The organism is Embleya sp. AB8, from assembly GCF_049739465.1.
Lineage (GTDB): Bacteria > Actinomycetota > Actinomycetes > Streptomycetales > Streptomycetaceae > Embleya.
On sequence record NZ_JBMHHY010000002.1, the window covers coordinates 308,922 to 327,637 of the forward strand.

Annotated in this window: 16 protein-coding genes, 2 tRNA genes and 2 pseudogenes; 7 read left to right on the forward strand and 13 right to left on the reverse strand. The window is 69.8% G+C overall.

Annotated elements, in window-relative coordinates:
- The first annotated feature begins 100 nt into the window (after positions 1–100).
- Positions 101–352, forward strand: coding sequence for a cell division protein CrgA (crgA, locus tag ABIA38_RS04380; RefSeq protein WP_355530707.1), 252 nt, complete (start codon positions 101–103; stop codon positions 350–352).
- Positions 353–550: 198 nt separating this feature from the next.
- Here the strand turns inward: crgA and ABIA38_RS04385 are convergent, their stop codons facing one another.
- Both ABIA38_RS04385 and ABIA38_RS04390 read right to left on the reverse strand, forming a co-directional pair.
- A complete protein-coding gene (locus ABIA38_RS04385; protein WP_424637046.1) occupies positions 551–1,432 on the reverse strand; it encodes a rhomboid family intramembrane serine protease in 882 nt (293 codons plus the stop codon).
- Positions 1,433–1,491: 59 nt separating this feature from the next.
- Positions 1,492–2,022 (reverse strand): peptidylprolyl isomerase, encoded by a 531-nt coding sequence (locus tag ABIA38_RS04390; protein ID WP_424637047.1) that lies wholly within the window; start codon positions 2,020–2,022, stop codon positions 1,492–1,494.
- Positions 2,023–2,234: 212 nt separating this feature from the next.
- On the opposite strand from ABIA38_RS04390, the gene ABIA38_RS04395 reads away from it, so the two are divergent.
- Entirely contained in the window at positions 2,235–2,846 is a 612-nt protein-coding gene (locus tag ABIA38_RS04395) for a DUF5324 family protein (protein ID WP_424637180.1), read from the forward strand.
- A 136-nt stretch (positions 2,847–2,982) separates the two neighbouring features.
- Here the strand turns inward: ABIA38_RS04395 and ABIA38_RS04400 are convergent.
- The 3 genes and pseudogenes from ABIA38_RS04400 to ABIA38_RS04410 form a co-directional block, all read right to left on the reverse strand.
- A tRNA-Ala gene (locus tag ABIA38_RS04400) sits at positions 2,983–3,055 on the reverse strand.
- Between the two features lie 136 nt (positions 3,056–3,191).
- On the reverse strand, positions 3,192–3,329 hold the full coding sequence (locus tag ABIA38_RS04405) for a DLW-39 family protein (RefSeq protein ID WP_424637181.1): 138 nt from the start codon (positions 3,327–3,329) through the stop codon (positions 3,192–3,194).
- A 175-nt stretch (positions 3,330–3,504) separates the two neighbouring features.
- A pseudogene (locus tag ABIA38_RS04410) lies at positions 3,505–4,062 on the reverse strand (NAD(P)H-dependent oxidoreductase); the annotation flags it as partial.
- 57 nt (positions 4,063–4,119) lie between these two features.
- On the opposite strand from ABIA38_RS04410, the pseudogene ABIA38_RS04415 reads away from it, so the two are divergent.
- A pseudogene (locus ABIA38_RS04415) lies at positions 4,120–5,033 on the forward strand (helix-turn-helix transcriptional regulator).
- 90 nt (positions 5,034–5,123) lie between these two features.
- Here the strand turns inward: ABIA38_RS04415 and pknB are convergent.
- The 6 genes from pknB to ABIA38_RS04445 all read right to left on the reverse strand — a co-directional run bounded on the left by pknB (position 5,124) and on the right by ABIA38_RS04445 (position 13,497).
- A complete protein-coding gene (gene pknB, locus ABIA38_RS04420; RefSeq protein ID WP_424637048.1) occupies positions 5,124–7,016 on the reverse strand; it encodes a Stk1 family PASTA domain-containing Ser/Thr kinase in 1,893 nt (630 codons plus the stop codon).
- 206 nt (positions 7,017–7,222) lie between these two features.
- Complete coding sequence (locus ABIA38_RS04425; RefSeq protein ID WP_424637049.1) at positions 7,223–8,752, reverse strand: peptidoglycan D,D-transpeptidase FtsI family protein; 1,530 nt, start codon at positions 8,750–8,752, stop codon at positions 7,223–7,225.
- 37 nt (positions 8,753–8,789) lie between these two features.
- Positions 8,790–10,490, reverse strand: coding sequence for an FtsW/RodA/SpoVE family cell cycle protein (locus tag ABIA38_RS04430; protein ID WP_424637182.1), 1,701 nt, complete (start codon positions 10,488–10,490; stop codon positions 8,790–8,792).
- Positions 10,456–12,054 carry a PP2C family protein-serine/threonine phosphatase gene (locus ABIA38_RS04435; RefSeq protein ID WP_424637050.1) on the reverse strand — a complete coding sequence of 533 codons (1,599 nt, stop codon included), beginning with the start codon at positions 12,052–12,054 and terminating at the stop codon, positions 10,456–10,458. The genes ABIA38_RS04430 and ABIA38_RS04435 overlap by 35 nt, the downstream gene beginning before the upstream one ends.
- 5 nt (positions 12,055–12,059) lie before the next feature.
- On the reverse strand, positions 12,060–12,596 hold the full coding sequence (locus ABIA38_RS04440) for an FHA domain-containing protein FhaB/FipA (protein WP_424637051.1): 537 nt from the start codon (positions 12,594–12,596) through the stop codon (positions 12,060–12,062).
- A gap of 10 nt (positions 12,597–12,606) precedes the next feature.
- Positions 12,607–13,497, reverse strand: coding sequence for an FhaA domain-containing protein (locus tag ABIA38_RS04445; RefSeq protein WP_424637052.1), 891 nt, complete (start codon positions 13,495–13,497; stop codon positions 12,607–12,609).
- 387 nt (positions 13,498–13,884) lie between these two features.
- Here ABIA38_RS04445 and ABIA38_RS04450 point away from each other — a divergent pair.
- Together ABIA38_RS04450 and ABIA38_RS04455 are read left to right on the forward strand one after the other, a co-directional pair.
- Positions 13,885–13,968 (forward strand) — tRNA-Leu (locus tag ABIA38_RS04450).
- Positions 13,969–14,081: 113 nt separating this feature from the next.
- Positions 14,082–15,464 (forward strand): DUF2252 domain-containing protein, encoded by a 1,383-nt coding sequence (locus ABIA38_RS04455; protein WP_424637053.1) that lies wholly within the window; start codon positions 14,082–14,084, stop codon positions 15,462–15,464.
- A 274-nt stretch (positions 15,465–15,738) separates the two neighbouring features.
- Here ABIA38_RS04455 and ABIA38_RS04460 read toward each other — a convergent pair whose 3' ends face one another.
- Complete coding sequence (locus tag ABIA38_RS04460) at positions 15,739–16,326, reverse strand: TetR/AcrR family transcriptional regulator (RefSeq protein WP_161358939.1); 588 nt, start codon at positions 16,324–16,326, stop codon at positions 15,739–15,741.
- 182 nt (positions 16,327–16,508) lie between these two features.
- Here ABIA38_RS04460 and ABIA38_RS04465 point away from each other — a divergent pair, with 182 nt between their 5' ends.
- Positions 16,509–17,330: a hypothetical protein gene (locus ABIA38_RS04465; protein ID WP_424637054.1), complete on the forward strand. Its 822-nt coding sequence runs from the start codon at positions 16,509–16,511 to the stop codon at positions 17,328–17,330.
- A gap of 246 nt (positions 17,331–17,576) precedes the next feature.
- Complete coding sequence (locus ABIA38_RS04470) at positions 17,577–17,909, forward strand: rhodanese-like domain-containing protein (protein ID WP_424637055.1); 333 nt, start codon at positions 17,577–17,579, stop codon at positions 17,907–17,909.
- Positions 17,910–17,933: 24 nt separating this feature from the next.
- On the opposite strand, the gene ABIA38_RS04475 is transcribed toward ABIA38_RS04470, so the two are convergent.
- A complete protein-coding gene (locus tag ABIA38_RS04475) occupies positions 17,934–18,623 on the reverse strand; it encodes a PaaI family thioesterase (RefSeq protein WP_424637056.1) in 690 nt (229 codons plus the stop codon).
- Positions 18,624–18,716 lie beyond the last annotated feature (93 nt).

Sequence of the window (18,716 nt, forward strand, 5' to 3'; positions counted from 1 at the left end):
TTCCGGACCTGACAGCGACTACGCTAACCGACACATCACCGGATCGTGTCGCGTGTGCTGCGCACCCACTCGTCCGGCTACATCGACAGGAGAGACTCTCGTGCCGAAGTCCCGGATCCGTAAGAAGGACGACTTCACCCCGCCGCCGCCCAAGAAGACGACCATAAAGCTGGACTCGCGCCGCTGGGTGGCGCCGTTCATGCTGGCTCTCTTCGCGATCGGCCTGCTGTGGATCGTGGTCTTCTACGTGACCGACATGCGCTTCCCGATCGAGTCCCTGAAGAACTGGAACATCGTCGTCGGCTTCGGCTTCATCGCCGCCGGCTTCGGTGTGTCCACGCAGTGGAAGTAGCGCGTTCGCGCAGCTCAGCGAGTTTTCCACGGAAGACTCCACAGAGTTATCCACAGTGGGGATAACTCGGCAGATCCTGTGGATAACCCTTTACGGTCCAACGAGCGACCGGGATGCGGGTCACGGCTCGCATCCCGGATTCATCACTCTGGGTCATTAGCATGATTCACCGCGCCATCGTTCGGAGCAGCGGCCCGGTCAGCCGAGCTGCGCGGTCCGGATCAGCACGACGGCCACGATGACCGCCGACACCGCGAGCAGACTGCCGACCTGGATCGGCGTGCGATTGCGCTGCGGCGCGTAGACCAGCCCGATCGCGGCGAGGGTGCCGGTGATCAGCCCGCCGATGTGCGCGCGCCAGTCGATCGTGCCCATGTTGAGAAACGTGATCATCAGGTTGAGCACGAGCAGAATGACCAGCGGGCGCAGGTCGTGGTTCAACCGGCGGCCGAGCACGATCATCGCGCCGAACAAGCCGAACAGCGCCCCCGAGGCGCCGAGCGAGCCCTGGTGCGGATCGGCGATCAGATACGACGTCGCGCTGCCGCCGAGCCCGGAGACCAGGTAGAGGGCGATGAACCGGGTCCGCCCGAGCGCGGCCTCGAGGGGTGGCCCGAGCATCCACAGGCCGACCATGTTCAGCGCGATGTGCCAGAACTGCTGATGCAGGAACGTCGCGGTGAGCAGGCGATACCACTGGCCCTCGGCGACCCCCTGCCACCGGCCGCCCATGAAGAAGCGGCCGAACAGGAGCATCCGGTCGACGAAGTTGTTGCCGATCACCAGGACCAGTACGAAGACCGCGAGGTTGAGCCCGATCAGCGTCTTGGTCACGATCGCGCTCGCGGATGTGGGCACGACCCGACCACCGGCCACGGTGCGGGCCTCGCGCACCCGGCGGCCGCCCTGGCGTACGCAGTCCGGGCATTGGAAGCCGACGGACGCGCTCACCATGCAATCGCCGCAGACCGGCCGCTCGCAGCGGGTACAGCGGATGTTCGACTCCCGGTCGGGATGCCTGTAACACACGGGCGGCCCGGTCGGCCCGGTCGCGCCCGGCTGCTGCTCGTCGGGACTCATGCTCACCTTCGACAACGCGACGCGGACCGGGACCCGAAGGCGCCGGCCCGCGTCGGGGTTCAGGACTTGACGGTCTCGACCTCGACCGAGTTGATCACGACCTCGGCGGTGGGTCGCTCGCGCAGGTCGGTCGGGGTGCCGGCGATCGCGTCGACGACCTTGCGGCCCTCCGCGTCGGCGACCTCGCCGAAGATGGTGTGCTTGCGGTTGAGGTGCGTGGTGGCGTCCACGGTGATGAAGAACTGCGACCCGTTGGTGCCCGGTCCCGCGTTGGCCATCGCCAGCAGGTAGGGCTTGGCGAAGTGCAGGTCCGGGTGGAACTCGTCGGCGAAGCGGTAGCCCGGGCCGCCCGTGCCGGTGCCCAGCGGGTCACCGCCCTGGATCATGAATCCCGCGATCACCCGGTGGAACACCGTGCCGTCGTACAGGCGAGCGGTGGTCTTCTCGCCATTGCCGGGGTGGACCCACTCGCGCTGCCCCTGGGCGAGTTCCACGAAGTTGGCGACCGTCTTCGGTGCGTGGTTCGGGAACAACCGGATGCGGATGTCCCCGTGGTTGGTCTTGATGGTGGCGAAAAGTTCCTCGGCCACTGCTGCGCCTTCCCTACGGTTACCCAAACGGTTACACGGACGGTCTGCTCGATCCTCGAAATCCTCGCATGCCGCGACCGACCCCGACCACGAGACCGCCGTCGGCACCACTCCACCGTACGGACCTGCGGGCGACGAGTGGCGCATGATCCCCGGATCGTCGGGAAGAGGTAGCGGATGACCCCGGCGAGTAGGAGGATGTCGTGACCCGCATGGATCCGGTCCGCGAGGCGACCGGCAAGACCAGGGAGCGGCTCGCCCCGCACGCCGCGCACGCCAGGGACGCGGCGGCCCACTACGCGGGAACGGCCCGAGAGCGCGCGGTCGAGGCCACCCGGGAGCGGGTGGTCCCCGCCCTGGCGCACGCGAGGGAGACGGCCGGGCCGCGCGTCGAGCACGCCGTCGAGGTGGCGCGGCATCGGGTCCGGCACGAGGTGGCGCCGCGGGTGTATCTGGCGGTCGACCAGGCCCGGATCGCGGCCGAACCGGTGCGCGACGAGGCCCGGTTGCGGGCCGGCGCGGCACTGTCGGCGATCAAGGGCGAGGTGACGGCGGCGGACCTGGCCGAGATCGATCGGCGGAAGCAGTGCCGGGGGCGGCGACGAGGCCGGCGCCTGCTGCTGCTCGCGGTCGTCGCCGGTGGCGGTTTCGCGGCCCTGAACTGGTGGCGCCGACGCAACGCCCGGCCGCAGTGGCTGACCGACGAGCCGGACGGGGCGTACCAGGGTTCCGCGACCACACCGCAGCCCGCCGAGTCGCGCGACAACGAGGCCAAGCCGGCGGACGAGTTCCGCTCCGAGCGGCCGGACCCGGACACCGACTGAGCCATCGACCGTCGAGCGGGCGCACATCGTGCAATCCGCCACGCGGGCCGGTCTGTTCTCGTTGGAAGCCGTCTGATTCGGGCAGCAAAAAGGATCCCGCCGACTGTGTCGTCACAGTCGGCGGGATCCGATCATGTGGAGCCTAGGGGAGTCGAACCCCTGACATCTGCCTTGCAAAGGCAGCGCTCTACCAGCTGAGCTAAGGCCCCTCGATGCCGTACCAGATTAGCGGAGATCGGGTTCGGCGGTCACGAATAACGCACCTGGGGAATGGGGCGTTTCACGTGAAACATCCCATTCCCCGGGTGGGTTCAAGCCTCTGCGGGGTCGGCCCACAGGATCTGTTCAGCGGGTGGGAGCGCCCGCCGGAACCGCGTCCGTCGCCTCGGTCCACAGATCCTGCTCGGCGCGATCCGCCTGGATCTGCCGGTAGACCAACAGGCCGCCTACAGCAGCCAAAGCCACCAGGATCAGCTTCTTCATCAGCGTGGCCTCTCCGTCCTGCGAGTGACGTTCGTGCACCTGTCCGCACGTCCGGGACGCCGCGGTCGGGTTGGGCTCGACAATAACAGGTGGGCCGAGGGCCCGACCAATACCGAAAGCCCCGGTCCGAAAGCCGATCGCGGTCCCCCGGGAGAGTCGATCGAGCTCGGTCGGAGAACGACGTCTCGCGGGCCCCGACGGTGACCGACACCAGCGCCCGCCGACCGCCCAGTGGGCCCTCGGTGTACGGCGGGGCAACCTTCGGGCCGTAGGCGAACCCGGCGGTGAACACCCGGTCGAACCAGCCCTTGAGGATCGCCGGCGCGCCGAACCACCACATCGGGAACTGCAGGATCACCGCGTCCGCCCAGCGCAGCTTCTCCTGCTCGGCGGCGATCTCCGGCGCCAATCGCCCGGCCGGCGTGGCCCGTTGCGAGGTGCCCAGCACGTCCGGGCGGCCGGCCGCGACGTGCTCGGGGAAGTCGTCGGCGTCCACCACCGCCTTCCACTTCATCGCGTAGAGGTCGGACACCCGCACCTCGTGCCCGGCCGTGCGCAGTTCCTCGACCGCGAAGCGGGCCAACGCGGCGTTGAGCGAAAGGGGATCGGGGTGGGCGGTGACGACGAGGACCTTTTTCGGCTTCGGCCGCGGCGGCGTGGATTCGCTCATGTCCCCACGTTCTCCCGGCCGCGACCGGGTAGCCAGGACCCGGCGCAACCGGTGGAACGGCATTCCTGGTACTCCCAGGACCACTCGGCCGCCGCAGTGGGGCCGCGCATACTTGAACCCATGAACGGGGTCGAGCGCATCGAGCGCGCACAGGCCGTCGACGAGGGCACCGAGGAGCCCGCCGGGGTGGACGGAATCGGCGACACCGGGCGGGCCCTGGGTGCCTTCCTGCGCGCCCGCCGCGGGCGCGTCGCACCGGAGCAGGTCGGCCTCGTCGCCGGCGGCCGGCGCCGGGTCCGGGGGCTGCGCCGCGAGGAGTTGGCCCAGCTCGCCGGGATCAGCGTGGACTACTACGTACGCCTGGAACAGGGCCGGGCCACCCAACCCTCCCCCGAGGTGCTCGACGCGCTCGCCCGGGCCCTCGGCCTGGACGTGGCGGAGCACCGGCACCTGATCACCCTGGCCGTCGCCCGCCGCGGCCCCGCGCCGGCGTTCCCGGTCAGCCTGCTGCTTCGGCAGGTGCTGGACTCGATGACCCGGCTGCCGGCCTTCGCCACCAACCACCGCCTCGACGTGGTGGCCTGGAACGCACTGGGCGCCGAACTGGTCGGCGGCCCGGCCGACCCGGACCGGCGCGACCGGAACAACGCCAGGTTCCTCTTCTCGACCCCGGCGCCCGGGTCCTGTTCCCGGAGTGGGAGGAGCGCGCGGAGGACGCGGTGGGCCGGCTGCGGGTCGCCGCGGGACGCTACCCCGACGACGCGGACCTGGCCGCGCTGATCACCGAGCTGTCCACGCGCAGTCCCGACTTCCGCCGGATCTGGGCCACCGGCAAGGTACTCGTCTGCGGAGCGGGTCGGAAGCAGATCCGGCATCCGGTGGTCGGCCTGCTGCACCTGGACTACGAAACGTTGCAGGTGCCCGCTCCCACCGGCGAGACCGCCTTCGAGGTGCACGTCTTCTGCGCCCCCGAGCACTCCCCGGCCGCCGCCGCGCCGGCCCGACTGGCCGCGATCGTGTCGCCGGCGGGCTGAGCCCGAGCGGGTCGGAAACGGGCCGAGGCCCCGGGAACGATCAGCTCCCGGGGCCTCGGCCCGTGATGTGTCCGACGCGTTCGGCCGGGCCTAGTTGGTCCAGCCGCCGTGGCCGCCACGCAGGTCGGCGCCCGCGATCGGGTTGCCGTTGGCACCGCCGCGGTTGTCGCCCGAGGGGGGCGGGCTCGAGTTGCCGGTGTTGCCGCCGGGGGTGCCCGCCGGCTGCGTCGGCGGCGGCGAGCTGGCCGGCGGCGGGCCCTTGGAGACGGTGAGGTTGACGGTCTGACCTTCGGCGAGCTTCGTGTTCTTGCCGGTCTGGTTGGTCACCTGGCCTGCCGGCTTGTCGTTGTACACCTCGCTCTTGGTGACATTGAAGCCCAGGTTCTTCAGCACGGTTTGCGCGTCGTCGAACGTCTGGCCGATCACGTTCGGCACGTCGTGCTGTGGCTTGCCGGTGAAGATGGTCAGGGTGACCTTTTCGCCCTCGCTGATGTCGGCACCGGAATCGGGACTGACCGAACACACCCGATCGCGCACACAGTCGGTCTGCGATTGGGTGCTCTGCACCTCCGCCACCAGGTTGGCGTCCTTGAGCTTCTTGGTGGCCTCGTCCGCGGTGGCGCCCTTGAGGCCGGGCGGGACCTTGGTCTTCTTCGGCCCGCCGAAGAACCAGACCTGGATGGTGTCGCCCTTCTTGGCGCTCGTCGCGGCTTCGGGGGTCTGCTTGCAGATGTTCCCCTTCACCCCGGTGGCGCCGTCCGGGCACTTCGCCGGGTCGTCGTTCGGATTGAGCTTGAAGCCCGCGTTGTCCACCGCCTTGGTGGCCTGCTCCTGGTTCATCCCGATCAGCGACGGGGTCGCCGCCGACTTGTCCTCGCCGCCGCCCATCAGGGTCTTGCCGATGAAGAACGCGGCGACCAGGACCGCGACGCAGGCCAGCGCGAGCAGTATCCAGGCGCCGCCCCTGGACTTCTTCGGCTCGTTGCGGCGCCGATCGTTGTCGTCGAGTTGGTACTGCCCGGTGGCCGGCCCCTGTCCGTGTGCCGGGATGACCTGGGTCGCCCCACCCGCGGTCGGCGGGAGGTATTGCGTCGCCGGGTCGGCCCCCATCGGCGCGGCCATCACGCTCGGCGCGCCCACCGGGAGCCCGTGCAGGGCCCGCTCGATGTCGGCGCGCATCTCGTCGGCGCTCTGGTAGCGGTTGTCCGGGTTCTTGGCCAACGACTTGAGCACGATCGAGTCGATCGTCGGCGAGACCTCCGGGTCGAAGGTGCTCGGCGGCAGCGGGTCCTCGCGGACGTGCTGATAGGCCACCGCCACCGGCGAGTCGCCGATGAACGGCGGACGCTCGGTGAGCAGCTCGTAGAGCAGGCAGCCGGTGGAGTAGAGGTCGGTACGCGCGTCCACCGTCTCGCCGCGGGCCTGCTCCGGGGAGAGGTATTGGGCGGTGCCGATCACGGCCGCGGTCTGCGTCATGGTCATGCCGTTGTCGGCCATGGAGCGCGCGATGCCGAAGTCCATCACCTTGACCGTGCCCTGCCGCGTCAGCATGACGTTGGCGGGCTTGATGTCGCGGTGGATGATGCCGTTGCGGTGGCTGTACTCCAGCGCCTGGAGCACCCCGGCGGTCATCTCCAGGGCACGCTCGGGCAACAGCCGACGGCCGGAGTGCAGCAGCTCGCGCAGTGTCGAGCCGTCCACGTACTCCATCACGATGTACGGGATCGAGATCCCGTCGATGTAGTCCTCGCCGGTGTCGTAGACCGCGACGATCGCCGGGTGGTTCAGCGAGGCCGCGGACTGCGCCTCGCGTCGGAACCGGGCCTGGAACGTAGGGTCACGGGCGAGATCGGCGCGCAGTGTCTTGACCGCCACACTGCGTCCCAGACGAATGTCACGGCCCATGTACACCTCGGCCATGCCACCACGGCCGAGGACCGCGCCGATCTCGTACCGGTCGCCGAGGCGACGCGGCTCTTCCATAACTTCCAGCCCTTCCCTTACCGGTCCACGGCCTTCGGTCTTCGGCCGGCCGGGACCGGGGCGGTTGCCCGAGCGGTCCGGCGCGTTCTCCGACACGGTACCGGTGTGTCGGCCCGGCGGGCCGTCACACCCGAGTCACGAGGGCACGTCGATATCTGATTGCAGTAGTGGTCGCAGTGACGATTGGTGGGGTCGTGTGCCATGGCTCACTTCTTGACCACGGCTTCCATGATGGCCTTGGCGATGGGACCGGCGAGCACGCCGCCGGCGATGTCGTCGCGCTGGATGTTGTCGTCGGGCTCGACCACGACCGCGACGGCGACCTTCTTGCCGTCGGCGCCCTTGGCGTAGGAGACGAACCACGCGTAGGGCTTCTTGCCGTTGTTGAAGCCCTGTTGCGCGGTACCGGTCTTGCCACCGACCTCGAGGCCCTGGATCGCGGCCGGCTTGCCGGTGCCGTTGTTGACCACGCCCTGCATCATGTCCCGCAGCTGGGCGGAGACCTCGGGGGTGACCGCCTGGCTGAGCATCTCGGGCTGGGTCTTCTCCAGGACCGAGAGGTTCTGCGCGCGCAGCTCGTCCACCAGATACGGCTTCATGACCTTGCCGTTGTTGGCGATCGCGGCGGCGACCATGGCCATCTGCATCGGCGACGCGGCCACGCTTTCCTGGCCGATCGACGAACGCATCAGCTGGGCCTGGTCCAGTCCCGGGGGGAACACACTGGGCGTGACCCGGCTCGGGATGTCGAGCGGGTTCTGGTTGATGCCCTTGCCGAAGTTGTTGAAGCCGAACGCGTCGGCCTGCGCCTTGACCTTCTCCTCGGTGAGTTGCTGGCCGACGCTGGCGTACACGGTGTTGCAGGACAGCTCCAGGGCCCTCTGCAACGACGCGCCGGCGCAGTCCGCGGGGTGCGAGTCCGGGAGGGCCATGTTCGAGTTCGGGTAGAACAGCTTGCCGTCCTTGAGCGGGACGTTCGGCACCGTGTCCGGCTTGAACTGACCCGAGGACAGCGCCGCCGCGGCGGTGACCAGCTTGAAGGTCGAGCCGGGTGCGTAGGTGTACCGGATCGCCCGGTTGTCCATCGGCATCTTCGGGTCGAAGTTGGTGTCCGGCGTCTTGCGCTTGGGGTCCTTGTCCAGGGTGAGCGCGTCGTACGCCTTCGCCGCCGCGTTGCGGTCGTTGGTGGCGAGCACGTTCGGGTCGTAGGACGGCGTGCTGACCATCGCGAGCACCTTGCCGGTGTCCGGATCGAGCGCCACCGCGGCGCCGGTCTTGTCCCCGAGGCCGTTGAACGCGGCCTCCTGCGCCTTGGCGTTGATCGTCAGCGCGACGTTGCCGCCGCGGGTGCCCTTGTTGGTCACCGTGTCCAAGACCTTGCGGACGAACAGCCGACTGTCCTTGCCGCTGAGGATGTCGTCGTCGAGCTTCTCCAGGAAGTTGCTGTCGACGTACGGCGAGATGTAGCCGGTGACCGGCGCGTACATCTTTCCGTAGAGGTACTTGCGGACGTATTCGTACTGTTTGTTGTCGGTCTTCTCCGACGCGGTGATCGGCTTGCCCTCGACCAGGAAGTCGCCGCGCGGGTGCGAGTACTTCTCGTAGGTCGCCCGCTTGTTGTGGCTGTTGGTCGCGTAGTCGTCGGCCTTGACGACCTGGACCCAGTTGGCCCGCAGCATCAGTGCCGCGACCAGGATCAGGCAGAAGACGGAGACCCGCCTCAAAGGCTTGTTCACGGTATGTCCCTCCCCTGGGCGTGCGTTGCGGCGGCCGTCACGACTGCGGCCCGCCGGATCCGCTCTGGCCCGGTGGGCCGTACGGTGTTCCGCCGCCGGAGTTCGGCGGGGGAACGAATGGTCTCGCCGGTGTGCCGGAGCCGGCCGCGGGCGCCGGTCCGCCGGGCACCCCGCCCGCCACGGTCAGCGCCTCGGGATCGGGCGCGCTCGAGCCGTCGGCCGGCGTCGAGCTCGGCGGCGGCGTGTTGCCGCTGGCGGGGGTGCCGTCCCGGCCCGACGCGCGCGAGCCGCGTCGGGGGGCCACGCCCGCGCCCGGGTCGAACACCCCGGCCGCCGGCGCGGGTCGGCGGGCGGTGTCGCTGATCCGGATCAGGATCGCCACCAGCGCCCAGTTGGTGATCACCGACGAGCCGCCCTGGGCCAGGAACGGCATCGTCATGCCGGTGAGCGGGATCAGGCCGGTCACCCCGCCCGCGACCACGAACACCTGGAGCGCGATGGTGACCGACAGACCGGCCGCGAGTAGCTTGCCGAACGGATCGCGCGCGGCCAGCGAGGTGCGCAGGCCACGTTCGATCAGCAGCGCGTAGACCATGAACAGGCCCATCATCCCGGCCAGGCCCAGTTCCTCGCCGACCGTGGTGAGGATGAAGTCGCTGCGCGCCGCGAAGCCGATCTCGGTCGGGTGGCCCTGGTTGAGGCCGGTGCCGAGCAGACCGCCGGTGCCGTAGCCGAACAGCGCCTGGGCCACCTGATCGGACTGCACCGAGCCGGAACCGTCGTAGACCGCCAGCGGATCCAGCCAGGCCGCCACCCGGTCGTGCACGTGCGGCTCCAGGGTGCCCACCACGACCGCCCCGCCGACCGCCATGATCAGGCCGAACAGCAGCCAGCTGGTGCGTTCGGTGGCCACGTAGAGCATCACCACGAACAGGCCGAAGAACAGCAGCGAGGTGCCCAGGTCACGCTCGAACACCAGGATCAGGATGCTCAGCAGCCAGACCACCACGATCGGGCCCATGTCCCGACCACGCGGGAAGTAGAGCCCCATCACCTTGCGGCTGGCCAGCGCGAGGGCGTCGCGCTTGGCCATCAGGTAGCCGGCGAAGAAGATCGTCAGCACGATCTTGGTGAACTCGCCGGGCTGGAAGTTGAACGGGCCGAGCCGGATCCAGATCTTCGCGCCGTACATGTCGCCGGGGAACGGGATCGGCGACACGAGCAGGACCAGCGAGAGGGCCATGAACGTGTACGTGTAGCGCTGGAGCAGGCGATGGTCCTTCAGCAGCATCACCACGCCGGCGAACAGCGCGATGCCGATCGCCGAGTACATCAGCTGCGAACCGGCCGCCGCGGTGCCGTGCTTGCCGGCCGGCAGGCCGACCCCCTTGACGATGTCCAGGTCGAGCCGATTGATGAACATCAGGCCCATGCCGTTGAGGAACGTGGCCAACGGCAACAACAACGGGTCGGCGTAGGGGGCGAACCTGCGCACCAGCAGGTGCGCGCCGAACGCGAAGACGCCGAGGCCGAATCCGTACTTGAGCACACTGACCAGCGGCAGTGACCCGTCCCCCGCCAGTCCCACGTTGGCATAGGCCAGCATCGGCACCAGGACCGCGAAGCCGAGCATCATCAGCTCGGTGTTGCGCCGGTTCGGTGCGGCTTGGGGGGTGATCGTCGTGTTGCTCACGGCGCTCCCCTCAGTTCGTTCCGGTGGTTCCGGCCGGTCGCGGATAACACTGTTTGGCCAGGTCGGCGTCCTCCGGGGAGAGCCCGGATCCGGGGGTCTCGGACGCCGCCGCCGCCGGTGGCGGCGAACTCGGTGGTGGCGTGGAGTTGGTCGAGCCGGTCGGCGACGTGGTCGAGGTGCCCTTGTTCTTGCCGCTCGGGTCGGTGGCGGGCGGCGCGGTCGAGTTCCGGCCGCTGCGCGAGGCGGTGGTCGGGGTGTGCTTGCCGATCGTGTTCGGGCTCTGCAGCGTGGCCGGCAGGCCCTGGTTCTGCTGCGGGAACAGGTCCGGGCTGCCTGCGGGCTGGGCGCCGGGAACGGCGCCGCCCTCGATCTTCTTCGCGTCGTCCGCCGCGTACGACCTGCGGCACACGTCGGCCTGCCGCTTGAGCCGGTCGATGGTGTGTCGCGCCTCGGTCAGACCGGCCACGTCCAGCGTGCTGTTGACCGCGTCCCGGTTGGTCTGGCCGATCATCGTGAGCTTGAGGTCGTCGTAACTCTGGTAGGTGCTCGCCAGGTTCACGCCCAGGACCTTCGCGTCGATCCCCCGGTAGATCGCGACGTGATCTCCTTTGTCGGCCACGAAGTATTGCGTCTGGGTCCAGTAGTACGCGCCGCCGAGCGCGGCCACCAGGACCGCGACACCGCCCCAGATGGGCAGCGTCTTGCGCAGCGTGGACCGGGGCTTGGGCTTGCGCCGGCTGCCCGGCTCGGCGACCAGGGCCTCGGTCTCGTACTCGCCGGCGGTCAACTCCCGGGCCCGGGACGCGGGCGTGGTCGGCAGTGTCGAGGTCTCGTCCACCACGGTGGCGACCGCGCCGACCACGATCGGGCTGTCCGAGGGCTGATCGGCCGGGTCCACCACGTCGGCGACGATGCAGGTGATGTTGTCCGGGCCGCCGCCGCGCAGCGCGAGCTGGATCAACTCCTGCACCGCGTCGCCGGGGTTGCCGTAGGTCAGGAGGGTGGCCTCCATCGTCTCCCGGCTGACCACCCCCGACAGGCCGTCGCTGCAGATCAGGTAACGATCCCCGGGCCGGGCCTCGCGTACCGACAGGTCCGGCTCGACGCTTCCGCGCCCGTCCAGGGCGCGCATCAGCAGCGAGCGCTGCGGATGGTGGTCGGCCTCCTCCTCGGTGATCCGACCCTCGTCGACCAGGCGTTGCACCCACGTGTGGTCCTGGGTGATCTGCTCCAGGGCGCCGTCACGCAGGAGGTAGGCACGGGAGTCGCCGATGTGCGCGAGGCCGAGTCGGCTCCCCGTCCACAACAGCGCGGTCAGCGTGGTCCCCATGCCCTCGAGCTGGGGATCGTCGTCGACCATCACACGCAGTCGGTCGTTGGCGCGATCGACCGCCGAACGCAGCGCGTCCAGCAGATCGGCTCCGGGCACGTCCTCGTCGAGTTCGACGATCGTGGACAGGACTTCGGAGCTGGCGACTTCGCCCGCTGCCTGCCCGCCCATGCCGTCGGCGACCGCGAGCAGGCGAGGGCCGGCATAGCCGGAGTCCTCGTTGCCTTCTCGGATCATGCCCTTGTGGGATCCGGCGGCGAAGCGGAGAGAGAGGCTCATTCAGGCTACCTGCGCAGCTCGATAACGGTCTTGCCGATACGGATCGGCGCACCGAGCGGCACGGGGGTCGGACCGGTCAGGCGCGTACGGTCCAAGTAGGTACCGTTCGTCGACCCGAGGTCTTCGACCACCCAGCTGCCGTCGGGCGCAGGGTAGATGCGGGCATGCCGACTGGACGCGTAGTCGTCGTCGAGCACGATGGTCGAGTCGTGCGCCCGGCCGATGGTGATCTGCTGATCCGTCAGATTTATCGTCGTGCCGGTCAGCGAGCCCTCGGTGATCACCAACTTGCTGGGAGTGTTGCGCTGGCCGCGGCGCGGCCTGGTCTGTTGCCGCTGCGGGGGCGGGGCCGGCTGCGCCTGCTGAGGCGCAGCGGCACCTCCCGCGCCGGCGGCGGGCGCGGCGGTTCTGCGCCGCGCGGGTCGTTGGGTCACGCGTGTGCCGAAGAGGTCGCTACGGATCACCTGTACGGCGACGATCACGAACAACCACAGCACAGCGAGGAAACCCAACCGCATAACGGTGAGGGTCAGCTCAGACATGCGCCCGTTGTCACCCCTCGGCTTGGCGGAACACGACAGTGGTGCTGCCGAGCACGATGCGTGATCCGTCACGGAGGCCGGCACGTTGGCAGTGCTGGCCGTCGACGACGATCCCATTGGTCGAACCGAGGTCCGTGATCGACGCCGGAGCGCCGATGCGGATCTCGGCGTGGTGCCGCGAGACGCTCGGATCGTCCACGCGAACTTCCACATCGGTGCTGCGGCCCAACTTCACGACCGGGGCAGTGAGCTCGTGACGCACCCCGTTGACCTCCAGCCAGGTACGCAGCCGTGGTGCCGGCGGCGGATTCTGGCCGTAGGCCGCCTGCTCGCCCGGCTGCGGCCGGGGCGGAGTCGGCGTTCCCGGGGTTCCCGGCGGGCCGAAGGGCGGTGGTGCGGGCACCCCGGGCGGGGGTGGCCCGCCGGGTCGACCGTATCCATAACCCTGTGGTGGCTGCTCGGGTTGCGGCCCCCCGCCCGGGAAGGGCGCTGGTGGTGGGGGCTGCTGCTGTTCGAGGTGCGACTGACTGCCCGCGAGTGCCTGACTGCGCACACGGTACAGACCCGTGTCCAGATCGTCGGCATGCTCGAAGTGGACCTCGACCGGACCGATGAAGGAATAGCGCTGTTGTTGCGCGTAGTCCCGCACCACGGTGGCCAGCTCGCCGCCCAGTTGCTGCACGTACGGGCTCAGGCGCTCATAGTCGTGTTGGCCGAGCTCGACGACGAAGTCGTTCGGGACCATGGTTCGGTCACGATTCCAGATCGTCGCGTTGTTGTCGCACTCGCGCTTGAGCGCACTGGCGATCTCGACGGGCTGGACATCCGACTTGAACGCCTTCGCGAAGGCGCCGTTGACCAGGCCCTCGAGCCGTTGCTCGAACTTCTTCAGGGGACCCACGGGCACCTCCTTCCGTACGCGATCGGCCGGTCCGGTCCTACAGTCTGCTCACTGATCGTATCCACGCGTGGGAAACGGGCGCGGTTCCCTACCGTGGCCACTGTAAGGAGTGTTGGCTTTCACAGGGATTCCTACACCCTGTCGACCCCTCGGTGGCTCGCTTGCAGTAGTTGTGCCGCGACCGTGTGCGTGGCCCGGGTCGAAGCCCGTTCACCGTACGGTGCAGGGCAAGCATGCCGGAGAGGCGGGGGTCGTGGGGATCCCGGTACACAAAGATGAACCGTTGGTTGCGCTGAGTGTCCGTACGGGTGCTCATGGTGTGAGCGATGGGGCCTGCGGGTATGGATTCGTAATGGGTCTCGGGCCCGTGCTAATCTTTGATTGCTCGCGCGGGTGGCGGAATAGGCAGACGCGCTGGATTCAGGTTCCAGTGCCCGAAAGGGCGTGGGGGTTCAACTCCCCCCTCGCGCACCGAGCAAAGGCCCCAGGTCATCGACCTGGGGCCTTTCTTTATGTCTGTTTTGGGATGTCCGTTTTTGCCGGCTCGGCTGTGTTCGTGGGCCGGCTCCGGGGAGGATCGGTACATGTCGGGGGCTTCGATGGGGCGGGAATTCGTCGTTCCGGGTTTTCGGGACAGGTCGGACGTGGCGTCCAGGGCGCTGGGCAAGGGTCTGCGGGAGCGGGTGTCCCGGGCCGCGCACGCGGTGTTCGAGCCCGCGGTGGATCGGCCCGACGTGGTGGAGAGCGTGGAGCGGTCCAACGCCGGGCGGCTCGAGCACCTGGTGCCGTTGCGGATCGGGCGGATGGTGGCCTCGCCGTTCGCGTTTTTGCGCGGCTCGGCGGGGTTGATGGCGGCGGACCTGGCGGCGGCGCCGGCGACCGGGCTGACCGCACAGATATGCGGTGACGCGCACGCGGCCAACTTCGGGGTCTTCGGCACCGCCGAGGGTCGGTTGGTGATGGACCTCAACGACTTCGACGAGACCGTGCAGGGCCCGTGGGAGTGGGACCTCAAGCGCTTGGTCGCCTCCCTTGTGGTGGCCGGGCGGGTCGGCGGGCTGGCCGCGGACGCGTGCCGCACGGCCGCGTACGACGCCGCCGCCTCGTATCGCCGGACGATGGCGCTGCTGGCCCGGATGCCGGTGCTCCAGGCCTGGGACACGATCGCCGACGATTCGCTGGTGACACACGCGCAGGCGAGCGAGTTGTCCGGCCTGCTGGCGCAGGTCACCGCGAAGGCCCGGCGCAACACCAGCGCGCGGTTCGCGGCCAAGGCGACCCGGCGCCGATCCGACGGCACCTGGCACTTCGTCCCCGAACCGCCGGTGCTCACCGCGGTGGACGACGAGGTCGCCCGCGCCGTGGCCGGCGGCCTGGAGAGCTATGTGGACACCCTCTCCACCGAACGCCGCCCGCTGCTGGCCCGGTTCGCGGTCGAGGACGTGGCGTTTCGGGTGGTGGGCACGGGCAGCGTGGGCACCCGGGCGTATGTGGTGTTGTTGCTGGGCAACGGCGACGAGCCGCTGGTGCTCCAGGTCAAGGAGGCGCGGCCGTCGGCGCTGGCGCCCCACCTGCCGGCCACCCGGGTCGAGCACGAGGGGCGGCGGGTGGTGGTCGGGCAGAAGTGGATGCAGGCGGGCACCGATTCGCTGCTCGGCTGGACCTCGATCGAGGGGCGCGCGTTCATGGTGCGCCGGTTCCGCAATATGAAGGGCAGCATCGACGCGAGTGTGCTGGCCGCGCACGAAATGGACGACTACGCGCGGATGACCGGCGCGCTGTTGGCCCGGGCGCACAGCCACTCGGTGGACCCGAAGGTGCTCGCCGGCTACTGCGGGAAGAACGATCGGCTCGAGGACGCGTTCGCCCGGTTCGCGGTGCGCTACGCGGATCGCACCGAGGCGGACCACGAACAACTGCTCGCCGCGGTCCGGTCGGGCCGGCTGCCCGCCGAGACCGGGGTCTGAGCGAGGCGGCACCGCCCTCGTGCGCGTTGCCGCGCACGAGGGCGTCGTGCTCCGCACGCGCGACCGGGGTCACCGGTGCGGCCTCCGCTTCGGGGGGGATGAGGCGGCGGCGGGTGCGGCGGGGGTTCTGGGTCGAGCGGAACCTCTGGTGTGTCCTCTTCCCCCGGGGGGAGCGGATCGGGAAGGCGGACACGTCGTTGCTGCGTGCGGTGTTTCGTTCGCTGCTTCGCTCGCTTGCCGGATGAAGGGTGGACCCTTCATCCGGCCGTGCGCACTATGACTGCTTCATCGACGCGATGGACGCTCGCGTGAACTCGATGAGGTGCTTGCGCCGGTTCGCCCGGGCCTCCTCGGATTCCGAGTCGGCCCCGATCAGTACCCGCGACATCTGCGGCATCGTCTGTTGCCAGGCGGCGACGCCGATGAGCGAGAAGAGCAGTTGGGCGACGTCGGGCGAGGGCTTCACGCCGAGGTGATCGGCGAATTCCTGAAGTTTCGCGGCGTAGCTCGTGACTCGCCGCTCCTCGTCCGGAACCGGGTCGTGGCCGTAGTACAACGCCTCCCACACCAGCAACCGGAGCAGCTCCGGGCGGGCGCAGTAGAAGTCGTAGACCTGGGCGATGTATTCGGCCGGGTCGTCGTTGGGCATGGTGACGACCGTGTTGAGCTCCTGGAGCGACTCCGTCAGCACGTGCTGGAAGAGCTGCTCCTTGTTGCCGAAGTACGCGTAGATGCGCTCCTTGTTCACCCCGGCGCGCAGGGCGATGCGGTCGACGCGGGCGCCGGCGATGCCGTGCTCGGCGAACTCCGCGCGGGCGGCGTCGAGAAGTTTGGCTCGGGTGCGTGCGGTGTCGGGCGGCATGGCTGGATCTTATCCCCTCTAGCCAACTGCTTTGTTGGATCGACTGGCCAGGGACGGCCTGACCATGCTGCCCTACCACATAGGCTGCTGGGGGGTGTTGCGAGTGATTTGATCTTCAAAGTCCGGCAGACGCGCCCGCCGGCCGGTGTCGCGCGGGAACAGAACAGCACACAAGGGACGTGATGGACGAGGTCAGCGCGCCGACCCCCTGGTCGGACCCCGAAATCGCCGAGTTGGAACGACAGGTCGCCGCCGCGGAGACCGCGTTGCTCGACGACGAAGTGGATGTGACGACCCTTCAGGTCGAGCTGGACAACCTGGCGATCGTGCACCACCGCCGACTCGGCCCGCTCTACGAGCGGCTCGACGAGCTGGACGCGTTGATCGCGGAGGCGATCGCGGCGCACACCGGTGATCCCGCGGACATCCGGCGTGCGGTCGAATTGCGTGGTGTGGTCACGGACATGCCGGACTTGGACTCGCTTTTGGGCGCCCTGGACGGGGCGACCGGCGCCGCCGGGGCCGAGGACGGCACGGCGGCCGAGGAGCCGATGCCGGTGCCGGAGGTGCACCGGGTCAGTCCGGGCGCCGAGGCGCGCAAGCTGTTTCGCGAGTTGGCCCGCCGGGCGCACCCGGACCTGGTCCAGGATCCGCAGGAAAAGCAGCGGCGCGGCGCGTTCATCGCCCGGGTCAACGCGGCCTACGCGCGCGGCGACGTGACCGAGCTGCTTTCGTTGGGTACGGAATGGGCCACCTCCCCGGAGGGGGCGATCGGTCACGACGCGGAGAGCCGGGGGCAGTGGCTGCGCAGCCGGCTGGCCTGGCTCACCCACCGGCGCACCGAGCTGGCCACGCAGCGCGAGCAGCTGATGGAGGGCGCGATGGGGCAACTGCTCCAGCTCGCCCCCCAGGACCCGGACGGGCTCCTGGAACACCTGGCCGATCAGCTGCTGCACGACATCGCGGAGAAGGAGAAGGTGCTCGGGACGCTGGTCGAGTCCTGAGCGGGCGGATGCCGGGCGCTGCGCTTCGGGCCGGTGCGGTTTTGGGCCCGGCCGGGCCCGTCGGCCCGGGCGGGGTGCCGTTCACGACGCCGGCGCGCGTCGTACCGGGCGGCGCTTCGCGCCCGGGTCGGGGGTGACGAGTGGCCGGTTCGTGCTTTCGCGGTGCCCGCGCGCGGCGCCGATGACCGACAATGTGCGATGAGCGCGGCCGGACGGGTTCCGGGCGCCCGACCACCCGGAGATCCGATGCACCAGTCGCCCCCGCCGGCCGTGCCTGCCGCCGCGGTCCCTGACGACGCCTTCGTCCTGGACGTACGGGAGGTGCACGAATGGGACGCCGGTCATGTGGCCGGCGCCCGGCACATCCCGATGAGCACGCTCCTGGAGCGGATCGACGAGGTGCCGCACGACACCCGGGTCCATGTGATGTGCCGGGTCGGCGGCCGGTCCGCGCAGGTCACCCACTACCTGGGCGAGCGGGGCTGGGACGCGATCAACGTGGACGGCGGGATGCTGGCGTGGGAGGCCGCCGGGCGCCCCATGGTCAGCGAGACCCAGGCCCCGCCCGCGGTGGTGTGATCCCGGACCGGCTGCCGGGCCCGATCAGCGGCGGCGTTCGGCGATGAAGACCGCGGTCGCCTCGGCGGTGACCACCCCGGCGGCGCGGATCTCGCCGGTCGCGAAGCTCTTGCGGCCGTCGCGGCCGGTCCAGCGGCCGGTCAGCTCCAGCGGCGCGTCGTAGGGCGTGGCCCGGCGGTAGCGCACGTCCAGGCCCGCGGTCAGCCCGGGCGCCCCCGCCGCGGCCGCGGCCACGCCGAGCAGCTGGTCAAGGAGCACCGCCACGATGCCGCCGTGCGCGCGCTCGGGCGGGCCGCCGTGCGCCGCGGTCAGCGTGCAACGGGCGTGGATCTCCACCGATTCCGGCTCGGCGCCCGGCTCGGGCCCGGCCGCGACGTCGGCGAAGACCAGCCGGGGCGCCTGCGGGTTGAGCCGGCCCGAGCCCATCTGGGTCAGGTGCTCCAGCCGGCCGTCCGGATGCCGGATCAGTGAGACCGCGCGGTCGCGGCGGGCGGCGCCGAGTTCCGCGGTCAGTTCGGCGATCCGCCGGGCCGCGTCCGCGCGTACCGCCGCGTCGACGTCCGTCCACACCACCGCCTCGACCAGATCGCGGACCCGATCCGCGAGGTCGAGCGCCGAGGCCGACACGCTCGACGGATCGGGCAGCGTGCCGGCCATCAGCTCGGCGAGCGCGGTGGCCGAGGCCGGCGGCAGCGGCCTGGTGTTCGAGTTCATACCCGTACCTCCGTGACAGTTTTCTTGATCTTGCCAAGAATGCGGGCAAAGAATGTGACGGTGCATCAGATCCAACGGTCTATCAGATCCGGC